The organism is uncultured Porphyromonas sp. (genome assembly GCF_938046015.1).
Taxonomy (GTDB): domain Bacteria; phylum Bacteroidota; class Bacteroidia; order Bacteroidales; family Porphyromonadaceae; genus Porphyromonas.
The window spans coordinates 17,810-36,289 of record NZ_CALIXW010000045.1 but is presented as its reverse complement, the minus strand read 5'-3'; the positions used below and the strand labels follow the sequence as shown (position 1 = coordinate 36,289).

11 protein-coding genes and 1 tRNA gene are annotated in these 18,480 nt (G+C 62.1%); 3 read left to right on the top strand and 9 right to left on the bottom strand.

What is annotated here, in order from left to right:
* The first annotated feature begins 8 nt into the window (after positions 1 to 8).
* Positions 9 to 911: a hypothetical protein gene (locus tag Q0248_RS06205; RefSeq protein WP_299320791.1), complete on the top strand. Its 903-nt coding sequence runs from the start codon at positions 9 to 11 to the stop codon at positions 909 to 911.
* Positions 912 to 1,103: 192 nt separating this feature from the next.
* Here Q0248_RS06205 and smpB read toward each other — a convergent pair whose 3' ends face one another.
* The 9 genes from smpB to Q0248_RS06160 all read right to left on the bottom strand — a co-directional run bounded on the left by smpB (position 1,104) and on the right by Q0248_RS06160 (position 15,140).
* On the bottom strand, positions 1,104 to 1,571 hold the full coding sequence (gene smpB, locus Q0248_RS06200) for an SsrA-binding protein SmpB (protein WP_211788109.1): 468 nt from the start codon (positions 1,569 to 1,571) through the stop codon (positions 1,104 to 1,106).
* A 15-nt stretch (positions 1,572 to 1,586) separates the two neighbouring features.
* Positions 1,587 to 2,777: an LptF/LptG family permease gene (locus Q0248_RS06195; RefSeq protein ID WP_299320788.1), complete on the bottom strand. Its 1,191-nt coding sequence runs from the start codon at positions 2,775 to 2,777 to the stop codon at positions 1,587 to 1,589.
* A 34-nt stretch (positions 2,778 to 2,811) separates the two neighbouring features.
* Entirely contained in the window at positions 2,812 to 3,945 is a 1,134-nt protein-coding gene (gene tgt, locus Q0248_RS06190) for a tRNA guanosine(34) transglycosylase Tgt (protein ID WP_299320787.1), read from the bottom strand.
* Between the two features lie 143 nt (positions 3,946 to 4,088).
* The gene (locus Q0248_RS06185; RefSeq protein WP_299320785.1) at positions 4,089 to 5,873 is read right to left on the bottom strand and encodes an aminopeptidase P family protein; all 1,785 of its coding nucleotides are present in this window, start codon (positions 5,871 to 5,873) and stop codon (positions 4,089 to 4,091) included.
* Between the two features lie 65 nt (positions 5,874 to 5,938).
* Positions 5,939 to 7,471, bottom strand: a complete 1,533-nt coding sequence (locus Q0248_RS06180; RefSeq protein ID WP_299320783.1) for a DUF4301 family protein — start codon at positions 7,469 to 7,471, stop codon at positions 5,939 to 5,941.
* Positions 7,472 to 8,037: 566 nt separating this feature from the next.
* Entirely contained in the window at positions 8,038 to 9,345 is a 1,308-nt protein-coding gene (locus Q0248_RS06175) for a DUF4302 domain-containing protein (protein ID WP_299320782.1), read from the bottom strand.
* Entirely contained in the window at positions 9,342 to 10,391 is a 1,050-nt protein-coding gene (locus tag Q0248_RS06170; protein WP_299320780.1) for a substrate import-associated zinc metallohydrolase lipoprotein, read from the bottom strand. The genes Q0248_RS06175 and Q0248_RS06170 overlap by 4 nt, the downstream gene beginning before the upstream one ends.
* A 39-nt stretch (positions 10,392 to 10,430) precedes the next feature.
* Complete coding sequence (locus tag Q0248_RS06165) at positions 10,431 to 11,996, bottom strand: RagB/SusD family nutrient uptake outer membrane protein (protein ID WP_299320778.1); 1,566 nt, start codon at positions 11,994 to 11,996, stop codon at positions 10,431 to 10,433.
* A 30-nt stretch (positions 11,997 to 12,026) separates the two neighbouring features.
* Complete coding sequence (locus Q0248_RS06160) at positions 12,027 to 15,140, bottom strand: SusC/RagA family protein (protein ID WP_299320776.1); 3,114 nt, start codon at positions 15,138 to 15,140, stop codon at positions 12,027 to 12,029.
* A gap of 937 nt (positions 15,141 to 16,077) precedes the next feature.
* Here Q0248_RS06160 and Q0248_RS06155 point away from each other — a divergent pair.
* Positions 16,078 to 16,150, top strand: a tRNA-Gly gene (locus Q0248_RS06155).
* A 139-nt stretch (positions 16,151 to 16,289) separates the two neighbouring features.
* On the top strand, positions 16,290 to 18,380 hold the full coding sequence (locus tag Q0248_RS06150) for a DNA topoisomerase 3 (RefSeq protein WP_299320775.1): 2,091 nt from the start codon (positions 16,290 to 16,292) through the stop codon (positions 18,378 to 18,380).
* Positions 18,381 to 18,480 lie beyond the last annotated feature (100 nt).

Sequence of the window (18,480 nt, the reverse complement as noted above, 5' to 3'; positions counted from 1 at the left end):
CCTAGCCTATGAAATCCCTCCTACTCCTCACGATACTCGCTAGCCTTGCCCCCCTAGGACTCTCTGCACAGCAGCCCACAGGCCGCAGTCCCGAGCTACGCAAGCAGCCTGCAGCCCAGCCTCAGCGTGCCCTCCCCCCAAGCCTTGGGGCGCAGCAGTCCACGAGCGCGCGACCCGCTACAGGCCTTGCCTGGCGCCGAGGGATCTACCGCCAGCTGGAGCTCACCCAGCCGGCCAATACGCCCCTCTATGCGGAGGGCGAGGACGGGCAGAGCCTCTTCGACCTCATCATCCAGCTTTACCTCGAGGGCAAGATCAAGGGCTACACCTACGGCACGGGCCGTGAGCGCCTCGACGCTGCCCACGTACTCGAGCCGCGGGACTTCCTCGAGCGCTTCCGCATCCCCTATACCGAGGTCGCCGCTGGAGGGAAGCCCCGCTACCAGGTGCTCCCTGCCGACCTCCCCACGAGCCAGGTACGCAGCTATTACCTCAAGGAGCAGCACAGCCTCGACCGCGCCACGACGAGCTACCGACGCGAGGTAGAGCTGCTCTGCCCCATCCTCGAGACTATGGGCGACTACGGGACGGCGCCGATGCCGCTCTTCTGGCTGCGCTACAGCGAGCTCGTCCCTTACCTTCGCCAGCGCCCCACGGCACTGATGCCGGGGGGTAGCCCCGATGCGGGGACGCTAGAGGATTACTTCACCCTCGGCCTCTACCGCGGAGAGATCATCAAGGCCGACCACGACCCGCTCCTCCTCGAGCGGGCGAAGAGCCCCGAGGAGCGCGCTGCCCTCCGTCAGTGCCTCGAGGACGAACTGCAGCAGCTGCGCCGCCAGCTCTCCGTCCCCGATAGCCTCCGCTACCTCCCACCCAAGGCTAAGAGCACCAAGGCAGGGCGTCGCTAGGCCCTCACCTTAGCCACTCCCATCCTAGCCTCTAGGCACAGCTCCCACATCACCACGCTCGTATCTACAGCAGCCCTCCCCTGGTCCTCACAGCGGGAAGGAAGGATACAGAAAGGCCCTCGCCTCACAGCCTACTCCCTAGTGGAGCAGCTGTGAGGCGAGGGCCTTCTAGCTGTGCGCGAGGCAGGAGCACTAGCGCTTCATGGCGCGGTCCATCTCGCGGCGGTCGTCCTTCTCTCGCAGCGAGGCACGCTTGTCGTAGAGCTTCTTACCGCGGGCAGGGGCTATGACGACCTTCGCCAGGCCTCGCTCATTGATGAAGATCTTCGTAGCGATGATGGTGACGCCAGGCGTCTGGGCGTAGTCGGCGAGCTTGCGCAGCTCCTTCTTGTTGAGCAGCAGCTTGCGGTCGCGCCGCGCCGCATGGTTGTTGTACGAGCCGTAGAAGTACTCGCTGATATTCGCATTGTGCAGCCAGAGCTCGCCGCCATGGAAGTGGCAGAAGGAGTCTACGAGGCTGGCCTTACCGAGGCGTAGGGACTTGATCTCCGTCCCGACGAGGACGATGCCCGCCGTGTAGAGGTCGAGCAGCTCGTAGTCGAAGGTGGCGCGCTTATTCTGTATCTGCACACTGCGCGGTGCTTTGGGTTTCGTTGCCATAGGGGTAAAGGGTCGTTACTGTGGAGCCTTGCGCCAGAGGGAGAAGGAGATGAAGACGAAGAGGATATTGGGGAGCCAGGCTGCCAGCCAGGGCGCCATGATGCCCACAGTGGCGAACTGCCCCGTCAGCGTCGTCAAGAGAATGTAGCCGAAGCAGAGCGCGAAGCCGATGACGAGGTTGATCCCGAGGCCGTTCTTCATCTTCTTAGCCGAGAGGACGGCGCCGATGAAGGTGAGGATGAAGGCTGAGAAGATAGCCGCATAGCGCTTGTGCAGCTCGAGCTCGAAGATGCGCGTATTGCTCGCCCCGCGCTCGCGCTGGCGCTCCACATAGCGCGAGATCTGGTCGTTGCGCATCTTCAGCGCGTCCTTATCGTTGACGAGGAAGTCCGTGGGGCGTATCCTGAGGTTGGTATCGAGGTCGTAGCCCACGGTGTCGATGGCCTTCAGCCCTGGGAAGCGGCGGATATGGAAGGAGGGCATGTGCCAGCTGTCCCCACCCGAGTAGGAGGCCTCCTCGGCCGTGAGGCGGGAGACGAGCTTCTGCCCCTTGAACTCGTCGACGGCTAGCGAATAGGCCACCTGGCTCTGGCTCTCGTAGCTGTTGATATAGAGGTAGACGTCCTTGTCGATGGCGATCTGGATGTTGCTCGTGTACTTAGCGGAGCGGCTCTTGATGTACTCCTGCTCGAAGGCCAGACGCACCTCATTACCCGAGGGGATGATGAAGCCATTGAGCACATAGGTCGCCAGCGCGATCACCGCAGCCGAGACCATGTAGGGCCGGAGCAGGCGGCGGAAGCTCATCCCACTAGCCAGCATCGCCACGATCTCCGTATTGGCCGCCATGTTGGAGGTAAAGAAGATGACGGAGATGAAGACGAAGAGGGGGCTGAACATATTCGCATAGAAGGGAATGAAGTTCAGGTAGTAGTGGAAGACGATCTTGTAGAGCGGCACCTCAGGCTTGAGGAAGTCCGAGATCTTCTCATTGACGTCGAAGACCACCGCAATCGATAGGATGAGCGCGATGGAGAGGATATAAGTGGAGAGGAAGGTACGGATGAGGTAGCGGTCCGTGCGGCCGAGCCAGGGGCGGTATGCCTTCTTGGGTGCGGCGGGCTGGGCCTCCTCAGCGGCGGGCTCTGGGCTGTTGCCGGGCTGGAGGCTGGGCTGCTCCTCGGGAACTTCGTCGTGGGGCTTCATCGTGGGGACTGAGCTAGCAGGGAGCCTTCCACCCCTAGAGGCGGTGGTTCATCTGACGCACCATCTGCTCCTTCCAGGGGAGGAAATCCCCCTCGAGGATATGACGGCGGGCCTCACGCACGAGGCGGAGGTAGAAGGCGAGGTTGTGGATCGAGGCGATCTGCAGGCCGAGGATCTCGTCGGCACGGATCAGGTGGTGCAGATAGGCCAGGCTGTACTGGCTGTCCACGAAGGACCAGCCCTCCTCGTCAATGGGGGAGAACTCGCGTGCCCACTTAGCATTGCGGATGTTGATCGTACCGCGGCTGGTGAAGAGCTGGCCGTTGCGCCCGTTGCGCGTGGGCATGATGCAGTCGAACATGTCCACCCCGCGGGCGATGTTCTCCAGCAGATTGATCGGCGTCCCCACGCCCATCAGGTAGCGGGGCCGATCCTTGGGGAGTATGCTATTGGTCAGCTCGACCATCTCGTACATCTTCTCCGTGGGCTCACCGACAGCGAGCCCGCCGATGGCATTCCCCTCAGCGCCGAGGCTAGCGACGAACTCTGCCGCCCGCGTGCGCAGCTCGGGGTAGACGCAGCCCTGCACGATGGGGAAGAGGCTCTGGTGGTAGCCGTAGAGGGGGTCGGTCTCCTCGACACGCTGCACGCAGCGCCGTAGCCAGCGCTCCGTCAGCTCCAGCGACTGACGCGCGTAGCGGTAGTCGGCGTCCCCTGGGCAGCACTCGTCGAAGGCCATGATGATATCCGCCCCGATGACGCGCTCGATGTCCATCACCCGCTCGGGGGTGAAGAGGTGGCGCGAGCCGTCGATGTGCGAGCGGAAGGTCACGCCCTCCTCCGTGATCTTGCGGCGATGCGCGAGGCTGAAGACCTGATAGCCTCCGCTGTCGGTGAGGATGGAGCCCGACCAGCTGTTGAACTTATGCAGTCCCCCAGCCTCACGCAGCGTCTCGAGCCCGGGACGCAGGTAGAGGTGATAGGTATTCCCCAGGATGATCTGTGCCTGGATGTCCTCGCGGAGCTCCGTCATGTGGACGGCCTTCACAGAGCCGACGGTGCCGACGGGCATGAAGATAGGCGTAAGGATCTCTCCGTGGTCTGTCTCGATGCGGCCAGCTCGTGCTGAGGTCTGGGCGCAGGTCTTATGTAGTTCGAATTTGAGCATATGGATAGCCCCTAGCATCCCTCTAAGGCCGCACTAGGTGTGCTATGATGCTAGGATGTGCAAAGATACGAAGATATGCGCAAAGCCCCTCGCCGCCGAGGCAGCGAGGGGCTTCGTGTCTTGTACCGTGAGGGGAGGAAGGGCTAGAGCGCCGCGGTCTTGGTGCGCAGCCAGGCGGCCTCCTCGGGACTCAGCAGAGGCTGCAGCGTCTGGTAGACACGCTCCTGATAGGCATTGTACCACGCCAGTTCCTCGGCTGTCAGCAGGCTCTTGTCCACCAGCTGGTTATCCAGGAAGCAGATGGTCACCGTCTCGAAGCCGAAGAAGCGGCCGAACTCGGTCTCCTCACGCAGCTCCGTGACCACGAGGTTCTCGATGCGGATCCCGTACTTGCCCGAGCGGTAGATCCCAGGCTCGTTGCTGGTGATCATCCCGAGCTGCAGCTCCGTGGGGTTGACCTCGGTACGGATGTTCTGCGGCCCCTCGTGCACGTTGAGGAAGTAGCCGACGCCGTGGCCCGTGCCGTGGCCGTAGTTGAGCCCACGATCCCAGAGCGCCTTGCGCGCCAGGATGTCGATCTGGCTGCCACGCGTGCCCTCGGGGTACTTCGCCAGCGCAATCTGGATGTGCCCCTTCAGCACGAGCGTGTAGTCCGTGCGCAGCTCGGTGCTAGGAGTGCTGAGGGCGATGGTGCGGGTGATGTCGGTCGTACCGTCGAGGTACTGGCCGCCACTGTCGAGCAGCAGCACGCCCTCGGCCTTGACACGTGCCGAGGTCTCGGGATCGGCATGGTAGTGCACGATGGCGCCATTGCCCTGATAGCCGCAGATGGTGGCGAAGCTGTCGCCGTAGAAGCGCTCGCCATGGGCACGATACTCATTGAGACGCACGTCCAGCTCGTGCTCGGTGTAGGTCTCGCCACGGGCCAGCGCCTCCTCGAGCCACTTGAAGAAGCGCGTCAGCGCTACCCCATCGCGAGCCATGACGCGACGCAGGTTCGACAGCTCGGTCTCGTTCTTGATCGCCTTGAGCTGCGTGAGGACCGAGACGCCCGAGACGCGACGGCAGTGCGCAGGGATCTGGGAGGCTAGGCGGTAGGTGATACGCTTGGGGTCTACCAAGAGGCGCACCTCAGCTCCGAGGCCAGCGACGAAGCTGTCGATCGCCGTGTAGTCAAGGATGCGCACGCCATTGGCCGTCAGGTCAGCACGCACCTCATCGGTGACCTTCTCGGGGAGGGTGAAGAGCACGGCATCATCGGCGCCGATATAGCCGAAGCCCACGCCTACGGGATTGTAGGCCACGTCGTAGCCGCGGATGTTGAAGACCCAGGCCAGCTCGTCGATCATGGTCACGATGGTAGCATTGGCCCCCTGTGCCTTCAGGCGACTGCGTACCTCAGCAATGCGCTCGGCGGCGGTACGGCCTGCATACTGGGCGGGATGGAGGAAGAGGGGCTTGGAGGGGATGCCGGGGCGATCCTGCCATACACGATCCAGCAGGTCCGTATCGAGGCGGTAGCTGATGCCGTAGACCTCGAGCTGATGGCGCGTGTCCTCAGCCTCCGCCAGCGACAGGCAGATGCCATCGGCACCAACGACGGCGCCTGCACCGAGCTCCTCGGCGAGGAAGCCCTCGATGCTGGGCGTCCCTGGGACCCCCATCTTGTAGAGCTCGATCGTACTGCCCTCGAGCTGAGCTGCCCCCTGGAGGAAGTAGCGGGAGTCGGTCCACAGCCCCGCCTTGTCTAGCGTGACGACGACGGTACCCGCCGAGCCATTGAAGCCGCTGATCCAGCTTCGACCCTGCCAGCGCGAGGGGGTGTACTCGCTGAGGTGGGCATCTGAGGAGGTGATGATGTAGGCGGAGAGTCCCTCAGCCTTCATCGCTTGACGTAGGAGTGCTAGGCGCTCTTTGATTGAACTCATAGGTCAATGATATTTAGGGTTAGTGTTTCTTTAGCTTGATATAGGAGCTGGGCTAGGCCTAGGGGCTAAGCCTGATGCTCGGGCCGCAGGAGGTCGTTGACCTCCTTGACGGGGTTGAAGGTCTCCAGAGGCACCTCCACGAAGGCGGTATTCCAGTCGTGCATGGCGCCATTCCACAGCCCGGGACGCTCCAGGGCCAGGAGCTCTCGGCCTGCCTGGCTCTTGTGGGCGATGAAGGCGGTCTTGGGATTGACGTAGCGCTCTAGGTCGAAGGGCTTGCCCTGCCAGTCGCGCAGCGAGCAGACGAGGTCTACGGGATTGAAGTACTGCCCAGCCTCGAAGAACTGGCGCTGCCCTGGGTCGGCCATATTGATCTGGCTGCTCTCGAGGATCTGCAGCGAGCTGCTGCCGTCGGTCTCGCGGATGACGAAGGGTCCCCCGCCGGGCTCACCCTCATTGCGTACCATACCGCAGACACGGATGGGGCGGTTCAGCTTCTCACGCAGCCAGGGTGCCAGCGACTCATCGTCCAGCACCTCGGGCAGGCGGATGCCGAAGACGTCGCGCATGAAGGCGCTCATCTCATCCAGCTGGCTGTGGCTCACCTTGCCCTTATCCAGCTGACGCAGGTAGCCGAAGACCTGATCGCGGATGGCGACGAGGACGCCCCCGAGGTACTTCTTGTATATAACCGTCGGGCCCTTATATAGGTCGAGGACGACGTTGTCGATATTCTTGATGAAGACGATGTCGGCATCCAGCGCATTGAGGTTGCGGATCAGCGAGCCGTGCCCCCCAGGGCGGAAGAGCAGGCTACCATCCTCGCGACGAAAGAGTCCCCCCTCAGGCGTCAGCGCCAGCGTATCGGTCGCGGGCTCCTGCTGGCTGAAGCTTACCAGATAGCGCACGCTGTAGTGCTCTTCGTAGCAGTCCTTGACGCGCGCCACGAGGCTCTCGAAGTCACGCTGATGCTCGGGGGAGATGGTGAAGTGCAGGTGCACCTGCCCGCGGCTATCGCGAGCGTAGAGGGCGCCCTCGACGAAGTGCTCCTCTAGGGCCGTACGCTCGACCTTGTCGTAGCGGTGGAAGACGAGCAGCCCCTTAGGCTTGCTGCCGTAGCCCAGCCCCTTCGGCAGGAGCAGCGTCTCCACTACAGCCTTATAGTCGCCCTGTGCTAGGAGCTTGGGGATGCTCTTCCAGTGGTTACGCAGGCAGGCCTCATTGAGCAGCTCGTAGAAGGCAAAGTGGTGCAGCTCGTCAAAGAAGCGGCGCTCGGCCTCGGTACGCGGCTCGCTGTAGTCGGCGTCGAGGAAGGTGAAGAGCATCTTGAACATACGCGAGGCAGCGCCCGAGGCGGGTACCATCTTATATACCGAGGCGTCCTCGCGCTCTAGGTAGCGCTCCCAGAGGCTCATGTAGCGCTCCTCCTGACTGGGCTCATTGCTGATGATGCCGTCCTCGAGGGAGGCTGAGGCGAGGATCTCTAGGTAGGGGAAGCCCTGACGGATGTCCTCTACCTGCTGGGTGGCCTCCTCAAGGCTGATGCCTCGGCGCTGCAGTTCCTCGAGGTCCTGGGCGGTAAATAGTTCCTGCTCCATAGTGGTCGTGCGTGTATGGTGATCTCCTATAGTGATGTCGGGCAGCAGGCCGCGTGCGGGCTACCGCTCTCGTGTCGTAAAGTTAGCGAATACCCGTGGAACTACCGCACGAGCGTCCCAAGGGCTCAGCCGACGAAGCCCACAGCCACCCCCGCCCCTTGCCCCTGCTGCGAGCAGCTGGGCTCAGCGGAAGCAGTGCCAGCAAGGCCTCCCCTACCTTCCCAGCGCGCTGAGGCCGCAGGCGACAGCCAAGGCCTCCTTCCTAGGCTCTAGGGGCTAAGGAGCGAGCAAGCCCCAGCGGGGCGATGTCCCCAAAGGGGTCGGGGCTCCGCCTCTCCTAGCCTAAGCCTCCCTGACTGATATCCCTCACCCGGCTGCCTGATATCCCTCACGGCGCTGAGGGACGTCCCCCAGCGAGCTGACGGATATCCCTCAGCGCCCTCGGGGGCTAGGTCGGACGAAGGCAGGGGCCAGGGGACGTCTCAGATACATAAAGCACGAGCGCCCGAAGCAGCTAGGCTACTTCGGGCGCTCACGTCGTACTTGAGGAATCTAGCAGCGGGGCGCTACTGAGCTGCGTAGAGGTAGAACCACGTCTTCTCGTCCTTGACGCTGGAGAGCTTGTAGTAGGTCGTACCCTCCGTATCAGTCAGCGTCTCCACCTTGTAGGGAGCACGGGAGCGTAGGCGGGAGATCCAGTAGTCGGCCGTTCCAGCGTACCAGTACCAGAAGGTCGTCTCGTTGCCGTCACGCGTCAGGATGTCCAGCTGCGTCGGGTCACTGCCCACGGGGACAAAGTCCGCCTCGTAGGAGAGACGCGTGTAGCTGCCGTCCGAATGCTCGAAGATGGGCATCGTGATGAAGCTCGTCACCTGGGTATCGTTGCCCACGAGGCCTTGCTTCTGATCCGCCTCGGTATTCACCCCGAGGTAGCAGCGCGCACTCATACGCGCCTGACGGCTGCGGTAGAGGGCTGCATTGACCTGGGTGAAGTAGCTGACGATCGTCGGGGAGGCATAGCCCGTCGTGAGGTAGAGGACATAGCTCTTGGTCGCAAGCTCCAGAGGCGCCGACACCAGCGAGGTCGTGACATCCCCCTCGAGGGAGGTGACGCTCGTACCGTCGCTCGAGAGGCGGAAGCCCGAGATCGTGACCCCACCGATGGTAATAGGCTCGTAGAAGCGCAGGCCCTCGGGGGTGTAGGCAAAGGCCATCTGCTGCCGACTCGTGCTCGTCCCTTCGCCTGGGAGGACGAACTCCAGCTGGCGGTAAGTCGGGTGCAGACGTAGCTCTACCTTGCCTGCCGTGCCGATCGTGACGGGTACGAGGCCCTTGCCCTGGAACTTCTGCGCCATAGCCTGCAGGGCAGCGATCTCCGTCTTGGGATCGGTCGTCATGGGCACGAGGCTCATGAGGTTGCGGTACTTGCGCCCCTGTAGCAGGATGCTATCGCCACGGGTGCCCATCAGCAGCAGCTCGAAGTCGCCCCCGCGAGCATTGCGGAAGTATTCGGTCGAGGTACTGAAGTGGTGCAGGATATTGCTACGCGTGTCGAAGGCCAGCGTCGGCATATCGATATTGCGCACGGCGTAGGTGGAGTTGGTGGAGGCCGTCGAGAGCTCCGAGAGGGCGGTAACGCGTCCGTCCTTGAACTGCACGTACATCGAGTAGCCCCCATAGGCGCGCTTCGCGTCGGGGTAATAGGTCAGGCGCCAGTAGCCCTGATGCCCCTCGAGGCTAGCGACCGTCTCCGAGATCGCCTGCTGGGTACGCACGGCAGCCTCGGGGAGCTTGTCCAGATCACTCGAGCTGGTGCAGGAGCTCATCCAGAGGAGGGAGCCCGCCGTGAGGGCTAGGATCTTCTTGTAGTTCATTGCTGTGTCGTGGATGAGGTCATAGTGGTGAAGTCCTGCCGCGCGAAGTCAGGGTAGCGCTTCTGTAGCTGAGCGCGGAGCTTGTCCATATCGAGGCCCCAGGTATTGAGCATGTAGTCCTTGATGATGCGGATCTTCTGCTCGATGATGGAGCGCCCCGAGCGGGAGCGCCCCTCAGGGATGACGTCGGCCGAGACGAGCCTAGCCTCCCACTCCTCTGCGCTCATGATGACATAGTTCCCGAAGAGCTCGGCGAAGTCCTCGTGCGGCTCCTGGCTGGCGTAGTTGGTGATGAAGCCGTACTCGATGGACTTCTTACCCTCACGCGTCCAGCCCGAGATCCAGTCCGCCTGTCGGTAGTCTAGCGAGGTGATCTTGTCGAAGTCCGTCGTGGGCTCGACACGCTGGTGGAAGGTGTGCGCGGCCTCGTGGTACATCGTGCGGAGATAGACGTCCTTGAGGCGGTCGAGGTAGGCCGAGTTCTGCCCGTCCAGCCAGTTCTTCCACTGATCGTACTCCGACTGCACCGAGCTGTCCGTCTCCAGCACCTTCTTCAGACTATCCATCGTATGGTAGTAGTTGCCCAGCGAGGGGAAGTCGAAGCTATTGATGTTCATGAAGATGATCTTGATCCCGTTGACCGTCGAGGCACGTGTGTTGGAGTTGCTAGGCGGTGGGTTGTAGGCCAGGAGCCCCGTGAGGACGAAGGCCTGAGGCGTGAAGCGGCGCACGAAGTCCACCCCCATCACCTCGGTGTAGGGCTCGAGGAAGAGGTACTTCAGGACGTTGACGAACTGGAGGCTATTCTGCTCGTTGGCGGGCGAGGTTACCCAGTTGCGCCCGATCTCACTCTCGGTATAGCGATAGTAGATCTGTATGTTGTAGGGCGAGGTGATCTCGCGCTCGATGTACTCATCCATAGCCGTGCGGCTGGAGGCAGGGCTGAGTACGGAGCCCGAGGTAATATCTGCATCCACCTTGCGGCAGCTGCCGAGGGCCATCAGGAGCGAGCCGAGGGCCCACAGGGAGGCGTTCCTTAGAGTCATATGCATAGTGTGGTGCGCTCCGTAGAGCGAGCGGGGGATTTACTTAGTGCGGGGCGTAGGCTCCATGCCAGCGTTACGGACGTTCTGCGGGATCTGGAAGGTCGTGTGCTCATCCCAGGAGGAGAGGGTCTTGGCGACGGTGAACTTGGCACGATCCTTGGCATCATGGACGAAGCGGAAGACCTCGATCCCGTAGCGGCGGATGTCGAACCAGCGGAGTCCCTCGTGGGCTGTGGCCACACGGCGACACTGCAGCAGGTGCTGCAGGAGCATCAGCTGATCCTCTCCCCCATCGAGGGTGAAGGCTGGGTGCAGCTGCTTCTTGATCGTCGGGTTGGTCGCTGTGCTATAGTCGAGCGCCTTGTAGAAGGCGATGATCTCGTCCTTGGTGAAGGTCTTCTTCGTCGTGTTGAGGTAGGCGGAGCTCCAGGTGTTGAGGTCGGCTACAGCGGCATCGTACTGCTTCTGGATGATCTCGGCCTCGGCGCGCACCAGCAGGGTCTCCTCGGCCGTGAAGGGGACGCAGAGCGTCTTGTCCTTGTTGCTGGCGTAGTAGGGGTACTTCGACTGGTTGATGACGTCACGGTAGTTGTACGAGGACGAGACGAAGGGCACCTGCCAGTAGTCGGCCTGTGCCGTCGTCGAGCTGCGCCAGATGTTCTCCCCGAGGAAGACCTCCTCAGCCACGCGGTGCGTCATGGAGAAGCGCTTCATATTGGCGTAGGAGAAGTTCGAGACCGCCCCTGAGGTCACGGGCAAGAGGAGGAAGTTCGCCGCGACCGTCTCTCTCGTGTAGAGCTTGGCATAGGCATCCTCGGTCTTCGCGCCGACGATGGCCGCGTCCTGGAACTCGGACCAGCGGCGGGGGCTCTTACCATCGAGGGCCGTCGTAGCATGCTCGATCGCCTTGTCCCACTTCTCGTAGAAGAGGTAGAAGCGTGCGGCGAAGGCCTCGGCCGCAGCCTTGTTGAAGTGGTAGATCTTCTGGCTGTAGAAGCTGTCCGAGATGAGCGGGAGCCCCTCGGTGAGGTCCTTGTCGATGGCGGCATATACCTCGGCGACGGTATTGCGCGTGTACTTGGGGTCGAGCGTCTCCTCGGGCGCAGTCATGTAGGGCACACCTAGGTCCTTGGCGCTGGTACTGCTGTTGTAGTGCTTACCGAAGAGGTTCACGAGGACGAAGTGCGAGTAGGCGCGAATCACGAGGGCCTCTCCCTTGGCTGCCGCTAGGTCGCTGCCGCCGCCCAAGGCGTCGATGGCCTTCAGCGCAGCATTGGCGTGCTGTATGGAGAGGTAGTGGGCGCTCCACAGCGCACGCAGGCCGTCGGAGCTGCCGTACTCGGGGCCGTCGTTCCAATAGGCTAGGTCGTAGGTGAACTTGGTGAAGTGCGGGTTGTCCGTCCCGTAGTCGTCGAGGTTGTCCGTAGACATCTCGCAGGCGTAGGCGTAGGAGGTCAGTGGGTAGGCATTGACCAGGATGCGGCGTATCTTGTCGGGGCTGGTCAGGAGCACACGTTCGTCGGGCTGCTCATCCAGGAGCTTGTTGCAAGATCCCAGCACCAGGGGAGCGACGAGAGCCACAAGGGGCACGAAGAGTCTATTCATCCTATTCATCATAAGGCTATCTCGTGGGGCTTAGAGTCCGACACGCAGGGTTAGGATCAGCTTGCGCGGGGCAGTGACCGAGGAGCTGTACATGTACTCGGGGTCGTCGCCACGTAGGCGGGCATCCGAGTAGAGGAGCATGAGGTTCTGCGCCTGCAGCTTGAGGGAGAGGTTCTTCAGCGGGGTGCGACGCAGCAGCGCCTTGGAGACGGTGTACTCGAGCGAGATCTCCTTGAGGCGGACGAAGTCGGTGCTGACGATACGCGTCGTGGAGGCGCTGTAGGCATAGTAGCCATTGATCAGGTTATCCGCGCCGTACTGGTCGAAGGCATAGCTAGTCGGGAGACGAGGGATGTCGGTATACGCCTCGTCGCCAGGCTTCTTCCAGCGCTGCGTCAGCTCACGGGGGAAGGCCGAGTAGTCATCGGTATTGGTGATGCTGCGCAGGCGGGTGACGGCGCCGAACTGGTAGTTGATATTCGCCGAGAGCGAGAAGTTCTTGTAGCGGAAGGTATTGGTCAGCGTCCCTACGTCCGTCGGGTCGAGCGTCCCGCTGTACTTGAGGAAGTCGATGTCGCTACTGGAGAAGTTGAAGTCGCCCAGTGTCTCCACCCCACGCTCATTATAGAAGCGCGGCATCCCCTCATTGGTCAGCCCGAGGAAGGGAATAGAGAAGACCGAGGACAGGGGATAGCCCTCGTAGGAGAAGCCCGAGCCCGAGATCATCGTGCGCACCGTGGGGTTGCTCAGCAGCGAGGTGATCTTATTCGTCTTATGCAGGTAGGAGAAGCCCGTCGTCCAGCTGAAGTCCTTGAGCTTGAGATTAACCGTCGAGAGGGTGAACTGTAGGCCTGAGGACTGCAGCTCAGCTACGTTACCACTCTTCTGCGCTACCCCACCGACCGACTGCGTATAGATGGGCCCGACGAGGTCATAGCTGCGACGGCGGTAGGCGTCGATCTCGGCAGAAATCCGTCCCTTGAAGAGGCCGAAGCCGAGACGTGCCCCGTAGGTCAGGGTTTTCTCGTAGGTCAGGTCGTGGTTCGCGAGGTTGTGGAAGGCTAGGCCGATCTCCTTGGAGCTCGGGCGCCAGGGGATGCTGGGATAGATCTCCTCGAGCGAGTTGGTCTCTGAAGGGTTATCCGCGACCATCCCCACATAGGTCTTGAGGCGCAGCGAGGAGAGGGGACGGAGGTGGCGGAAGAAGTGCTCGCGGTCGACACCCCAGGTCAGCTCCACATTCCACGTCGGGAGCCAGCGCACGTAGCGCGAGGGGCCGAAGCGGTTGCTGGCGTCGAAGCGCAGCAGCGCATCGACGGAGTAGCGACCAGCGAAGGAGTAGCTGGCGCGCGTCAGCATCCCGATGTTGTTATTGACCTTGTTGCGTATCGTGTAGTAGTCCTTCCCCTTCTCGTAGAGGCGCTGGATGGCATCGGGGATGTAGTAGGAGTGATAGCCGAGGTCGTAGAGGACGCCGTAGTTGATGTTCCAGTTGTTCTGCACCGTGCCTTGGTTCAGCTCCACGCCCGCGGAGGCTAGGATATTGTGCTGGCCGAAGCTCTGGTGGTAGTCGAGGTCGAGCTTGAAGCTATTGATATAGTTCTGCACGATGCGACTCTCCCGTATCCCGCCCTCAGGGAGTACAGAGTAGGGCAGAGCATAGGGGTCGTTGGGGTCGGTACGCAGGTTCTTATTGCTATTGCGTATGTTGGTCGTCTGCATGGCGCGCATGCTACGCGCTAGGACAGAGTGCTCGGTATTGTCGTTGAAGGTCGTGGTACTCGTGTACTTGATGTCGGTGACGAAGGTCGCACGCAGCTGCTTGAGGATATCCCAGGTCGCTGTCCCCTGGATGCCGAGGTAGCCTAGGGTCTTGGTGCGGCGGCTCTCGCGCAGCTCGTCGAAGATGTTATAGGGGACGTAGTCCTTGGTATAGTTCTCGTGGGGCAGCAGTGCGCGGCTGGTGCTATTGGCGTACTTGACGGCCGAGGTCAAGGGGTCCTCAGAGGTCGTGTACTCGCCGATGAGGTTGAGCCCGAGCTTGAGCGTCGGCAGGAGCTTATAGTCGGCACTGATGTTACCCGAATAGGTATTAGCTCGGCTGGCGATCGTCCAGCCTGGGTCGACGCGTGTGGTGAGGGAGGCGAAGAGGTTCGTCTTACTCGTCCCGCCGTTGAAGCTCAGTGTATGGTTGTGGACGATGCTATTGCGGTAGAGCTCCTTGAACCAATTGGTATTGGCGTGCTCGGCAGCACGGAAGTAGGCCAGACGCGAAGCCTCATCGTTCGTCAGGCGTGGCTTGCCCGAGGCGTCGAGCTCGTTGAAGAGCTGGTACATACGCCCGACGAGCCCCTGGTCCTTGTTCGTCTCCAGTGTGTGTATGGGGTACATCCCACCGTCGAGCAGATCCTGGATGAGCGCCACGTGCTGCTGGGAGTTCATGACGTTGAGATCGTTGTAGGTCGGGATGGGGCGGTACATGAACTCCCCTCGATAGCTAAGGGAGGAGACCCCTGCAGCACCCGACTTGGTGGTGATCTCTACGACCCCAGCGATCCCGCGCGGGCCGTAGCTGGAGGTCTCAGAGGAGGTGGTGAGGATACGTACAGAGGCGATGTTGTCGACGCTCAGCCCGGGGACGATGCCCGCAGCTACTTGTTTGGGGTCAGCGCCAGAGAAGGACTCGAGGCTGCCGTAGTCGCTGCCGAGGACGACGCCATTGAGCACCCACAGCGGCCGCGCCTTACCTGTGATGGAGGTCGCGCCACGGCTCGAAGTCGAGAGGATGACCTCGTCCTTGCCCTCGCCCTGATGTACGGCCGTGCTATCGCTCTTGGCCTTATCCTTGTCTGGGGTAGGCAGCGTGAGCACCACATCGAGCTGTGGCTGGGTCGCTACTAAGGTCTTGAGGACCTTGCCATCGAGGATGAACTGGAGGGTCTGGCCTGCCTCGAGCTCGAGGACATATAGTCCCTGCTCGGTGGTCACCATACTACGACCGGTCTCCTTCACAACGACTTGGACCTTGGGGAGCACCGCCTTCGAAGCATTGGTAACGCGCCCTGTGACCAAGATTTTCTGCGCCGAGGCCGCGCCTCCGCTGAGGAGGAGCGCTAGGGCCAGCGCTGAGAGTCTTGTCTTCATATACTCTGTAGATATCGATTGTACTCGCGAAGATACTATTTTTACCCTAGACCATGGACCCCGCGAGTGGCGGCATTTAATTACGTTTTTAAGGAGATCCGCCCTCACCACCGCCCTGTAGCAAGCTCCCCCAAGAAACCAAGGCCAGCCTCTCACCCCGAGGAGCTGGCCTTATTCTTTAGCTGAAGGGAAGGGGCACCGCCGCGCCTCCACCCGCGTGGGAAGCAGGCGCACAGCACGGAGCAGCATCTGCAATAAGCGTCCCGAGGCAAGCACGCTAGGGAAGCGCCCCACTGAGGGCTACGCCGTGCCCCAGCCGCTTGAATAGCTCGTGAGGCTAGTCCGCCGCCTATGCCCGCACGGCACTCCTTATATATTAAGGTATGCTTCGCCCCGCATCTTGACACACCCGCGGCTTCTCCGCCCCCTTTCCTTGAATAAGCTCGCCCTACCCAAGCCTACTCGCCTCAGAGCAGCCTAACAGCAGCCAAGACGCCGCGGGCAACACGAAGTCGCCACCCACAAGGACGAGGCTCAAGGCAAAGCCCCAGCAAGGCGATAGCCTTATCCCAGCGAAGCACCACCCTTGCCTCAGCTCCGCGAGGGATACCCCTCAGCCCGCTGACTGCTATCCCTCACGCGCACCACTGACGGCACTCAGCCTCCCGACTGATGTCCCTCAGCACGGCCTCCCCTTATCCCGCACCTCGTGAGAGTTTGCCCAGCCCTTGACTTATCCTAAGAAAGGAGCATGGGTGCGGGCGACATGTGGGCTCAGCCCTAGCCTATTACGCGCGGCGGTGAGGAGGGTGCAGGCAAACTTCGGGAGGAAATCTGAGGCAGATTTTGGACGGTTTTTTGGCCAATTCAAAAAAAGGTCTTATCTTTGCAGCGCAAACGGGGCAGGAAGCCGCCCCCGAGCAATTGAAATCATAACGCGGAAGTAGCTCAGTTGGTAGAGCATAACCTTGCCAAGGTTAGGGTCGCGGGTTCGAGTCCCGTCTTCCGCTCAACTAAGGTTTCCATAGTTTTGATGTGTATTTGTTTGATGAGGCATTCTGAGATTCGATAGTAATCTTGGGATGTTTCTTCTTTTATACCCTAGCCCTCGCTCCCCCGCGAGCCCCAGCCACCTCACTACGTACACGCATGATCCTTTGCATCGCCGAGAAGCCCAGTGTGGCACGTGACATCGCCAATATCCTAGGCGCGACCCACCGCGAGGGGACGCAGGGCCTCGGATACATGGAGGGCAACGGCTACGCAGTGACCTGGACCTTCGGCCACCTCTGCACGCTCAAGGAGCCCCACGACTACCACCCCTCCTGGCGCGCCTGGAGCCTCGGCGTCCTGCCGATGATCCCCGAGCGCTTCGGCATCAAGCCCATAGAGATCGACCACTACAAGCGTCAGCTCGAGATCATCGAGCGCCTGGTCGGCCAGGCCACGGAGGTCATCAACTGCGGCGATGCGGGCCAAGAGGGTGAGCTCATCCAGCGCTGGGTACTGCAGCGCGCAGGCTGTAGCGTGCCCGTCAAGCGTCTATGGATCTCCTCCCTCACGGACGAGGCCATACGCGAGGGCTTCGCCCGCCTGCACGACGCAGAGGACTACCAGTCCCTCTACGAGGCAGGCCTGGCGCGCGCCATCGGCGACTGGCTGCTGGGGATGAACGCCACGCGCCTCTACACCCTGCGCTACGGCGGCCGCGAGCGCAAGCAGCCCCTCTCCATCGGCCGCGTACAAACCCCCACCCTAGCCCTCATCGTCGAGCGCCAGCAGGAGATCGAGCACTTCGTCCCCGAGACCTACTGGGAGCTCAAGACCCGCTACCGCGAGACGCTCTTCTCCGCAGACAAGGGGCGCTACAGCGATAGAGCCAAAGCACAGGCTGCGTTAGAGAGCATACAGGGCAAGGAGCTGGAGATCACCTCAGTGAAGAAGAAGGACGGGAAGGAGCTGCCGCCTCGCCTCTTCGACCTGACGAGCCTACAGGTGAGCTGCAACCGCAAGTTCGCCATGAGCGCCGAGGAGACGCTGGCCACCGCCCAGAGCCTCTATGAGAAGAAGCTGCTGACCTACCCGCGCGTCGACACCACCTACCTCAGCGAAGACATCTACCCCAAGGTCGCGGGCATCCTGCGCGACCTCGTGACGCCCTATCCCCAGCTGGTCGCCCCGCTGCTGAGCGGCGCGCCGATACGTAAGAGCAAGAAGACCTTCGACAACGCCAAGGTCACCGACCACCACGCCATCATCCCCACAGGGCAGCGCGCCCAGGGGCTCACGGAGCGCGAGCAGCGCGTCTACGACCTCGTGGCGCGTCACTTCATCGCGGCCTTCTACCCCGACTGCCTCATCAGCACGACCAGCGTCGAGGCCCAGGTAGAGCGGATCAAGTTCAAGGTCTCGGGCAAGGAGATTCTCTCCCCAGGCTGGCGCACGGTCTTCGCAGGCGATGCGGAGGAGGCCGAGGCCAAGGAGGGCAAGGAGGAGAGCGAGGCCGAGGCCACGCTGCTGCCGACCTTCGTCGAGGGCGAGCGCGGCCCCCAGCAGCCCGAGCTCAAGGAGCGCCAGACGCAGCCGCCCAAGTACTACACCGAGGCCACCCTACTGCGCGCCATGGAGACGGCGGGCAAGTTCGTCGAGGACGAGGAGCTGCGCGAGGCCATGAAGGAGAACGGCATAGGCCGCCCCTCCACCCGGGCCAACATCATCGAGACCCTCTTCAAGCGCGGCTACATCGAGAAGGTCAAGCGCAGCCAGATCCACGCCACCGAGACCGGCAAGCAGCTCATAGGGCTCATCAACTACGACCTCCTCAAGAGCGCCGCCCTCACGGGGCAGTGGGAGTACAAGCTCCGACAGATCGAGCGCCGCGAGCTGGAGCCCCGCTGCTTCATCGAGGAGCTCAAGGAGATGCTCCGCCAGCTGACCCTATCCGTCCTACAGCCCGAGCCATCCGCTGCACCCTCGGCCGCAGCTCAGCCTCAGCCCTCCGCCGCTGCGGATAGCCCCGTAGCTGATCCCCGCGACACAGGCCTCCACTGCCCCCGCTGCGGTGCGGGCACGCTACTACGTGGCCGTAGCGCCTTCGGCTGCTCGGCCTACAGCTCGGGCTGCAGCTACCGCATCCCCTTCGCCACCTGCCCCGAGGCGAGCAGCCCCGAGGAGCTCCAGGCCTACCTAGAGCAGGAGGCACGTGAGGCAACGGACAGCGTGCCCGAGTCCCTCTTCTAGGCACTGCCGAGCCGAGGCCAGCGCCTAGGCCTCGGGCAATGTAGGCAAATGCGTATCTTTGCGCTCATAGAGTATAAGCCCTGCTGCGTCTAGCCCGCCC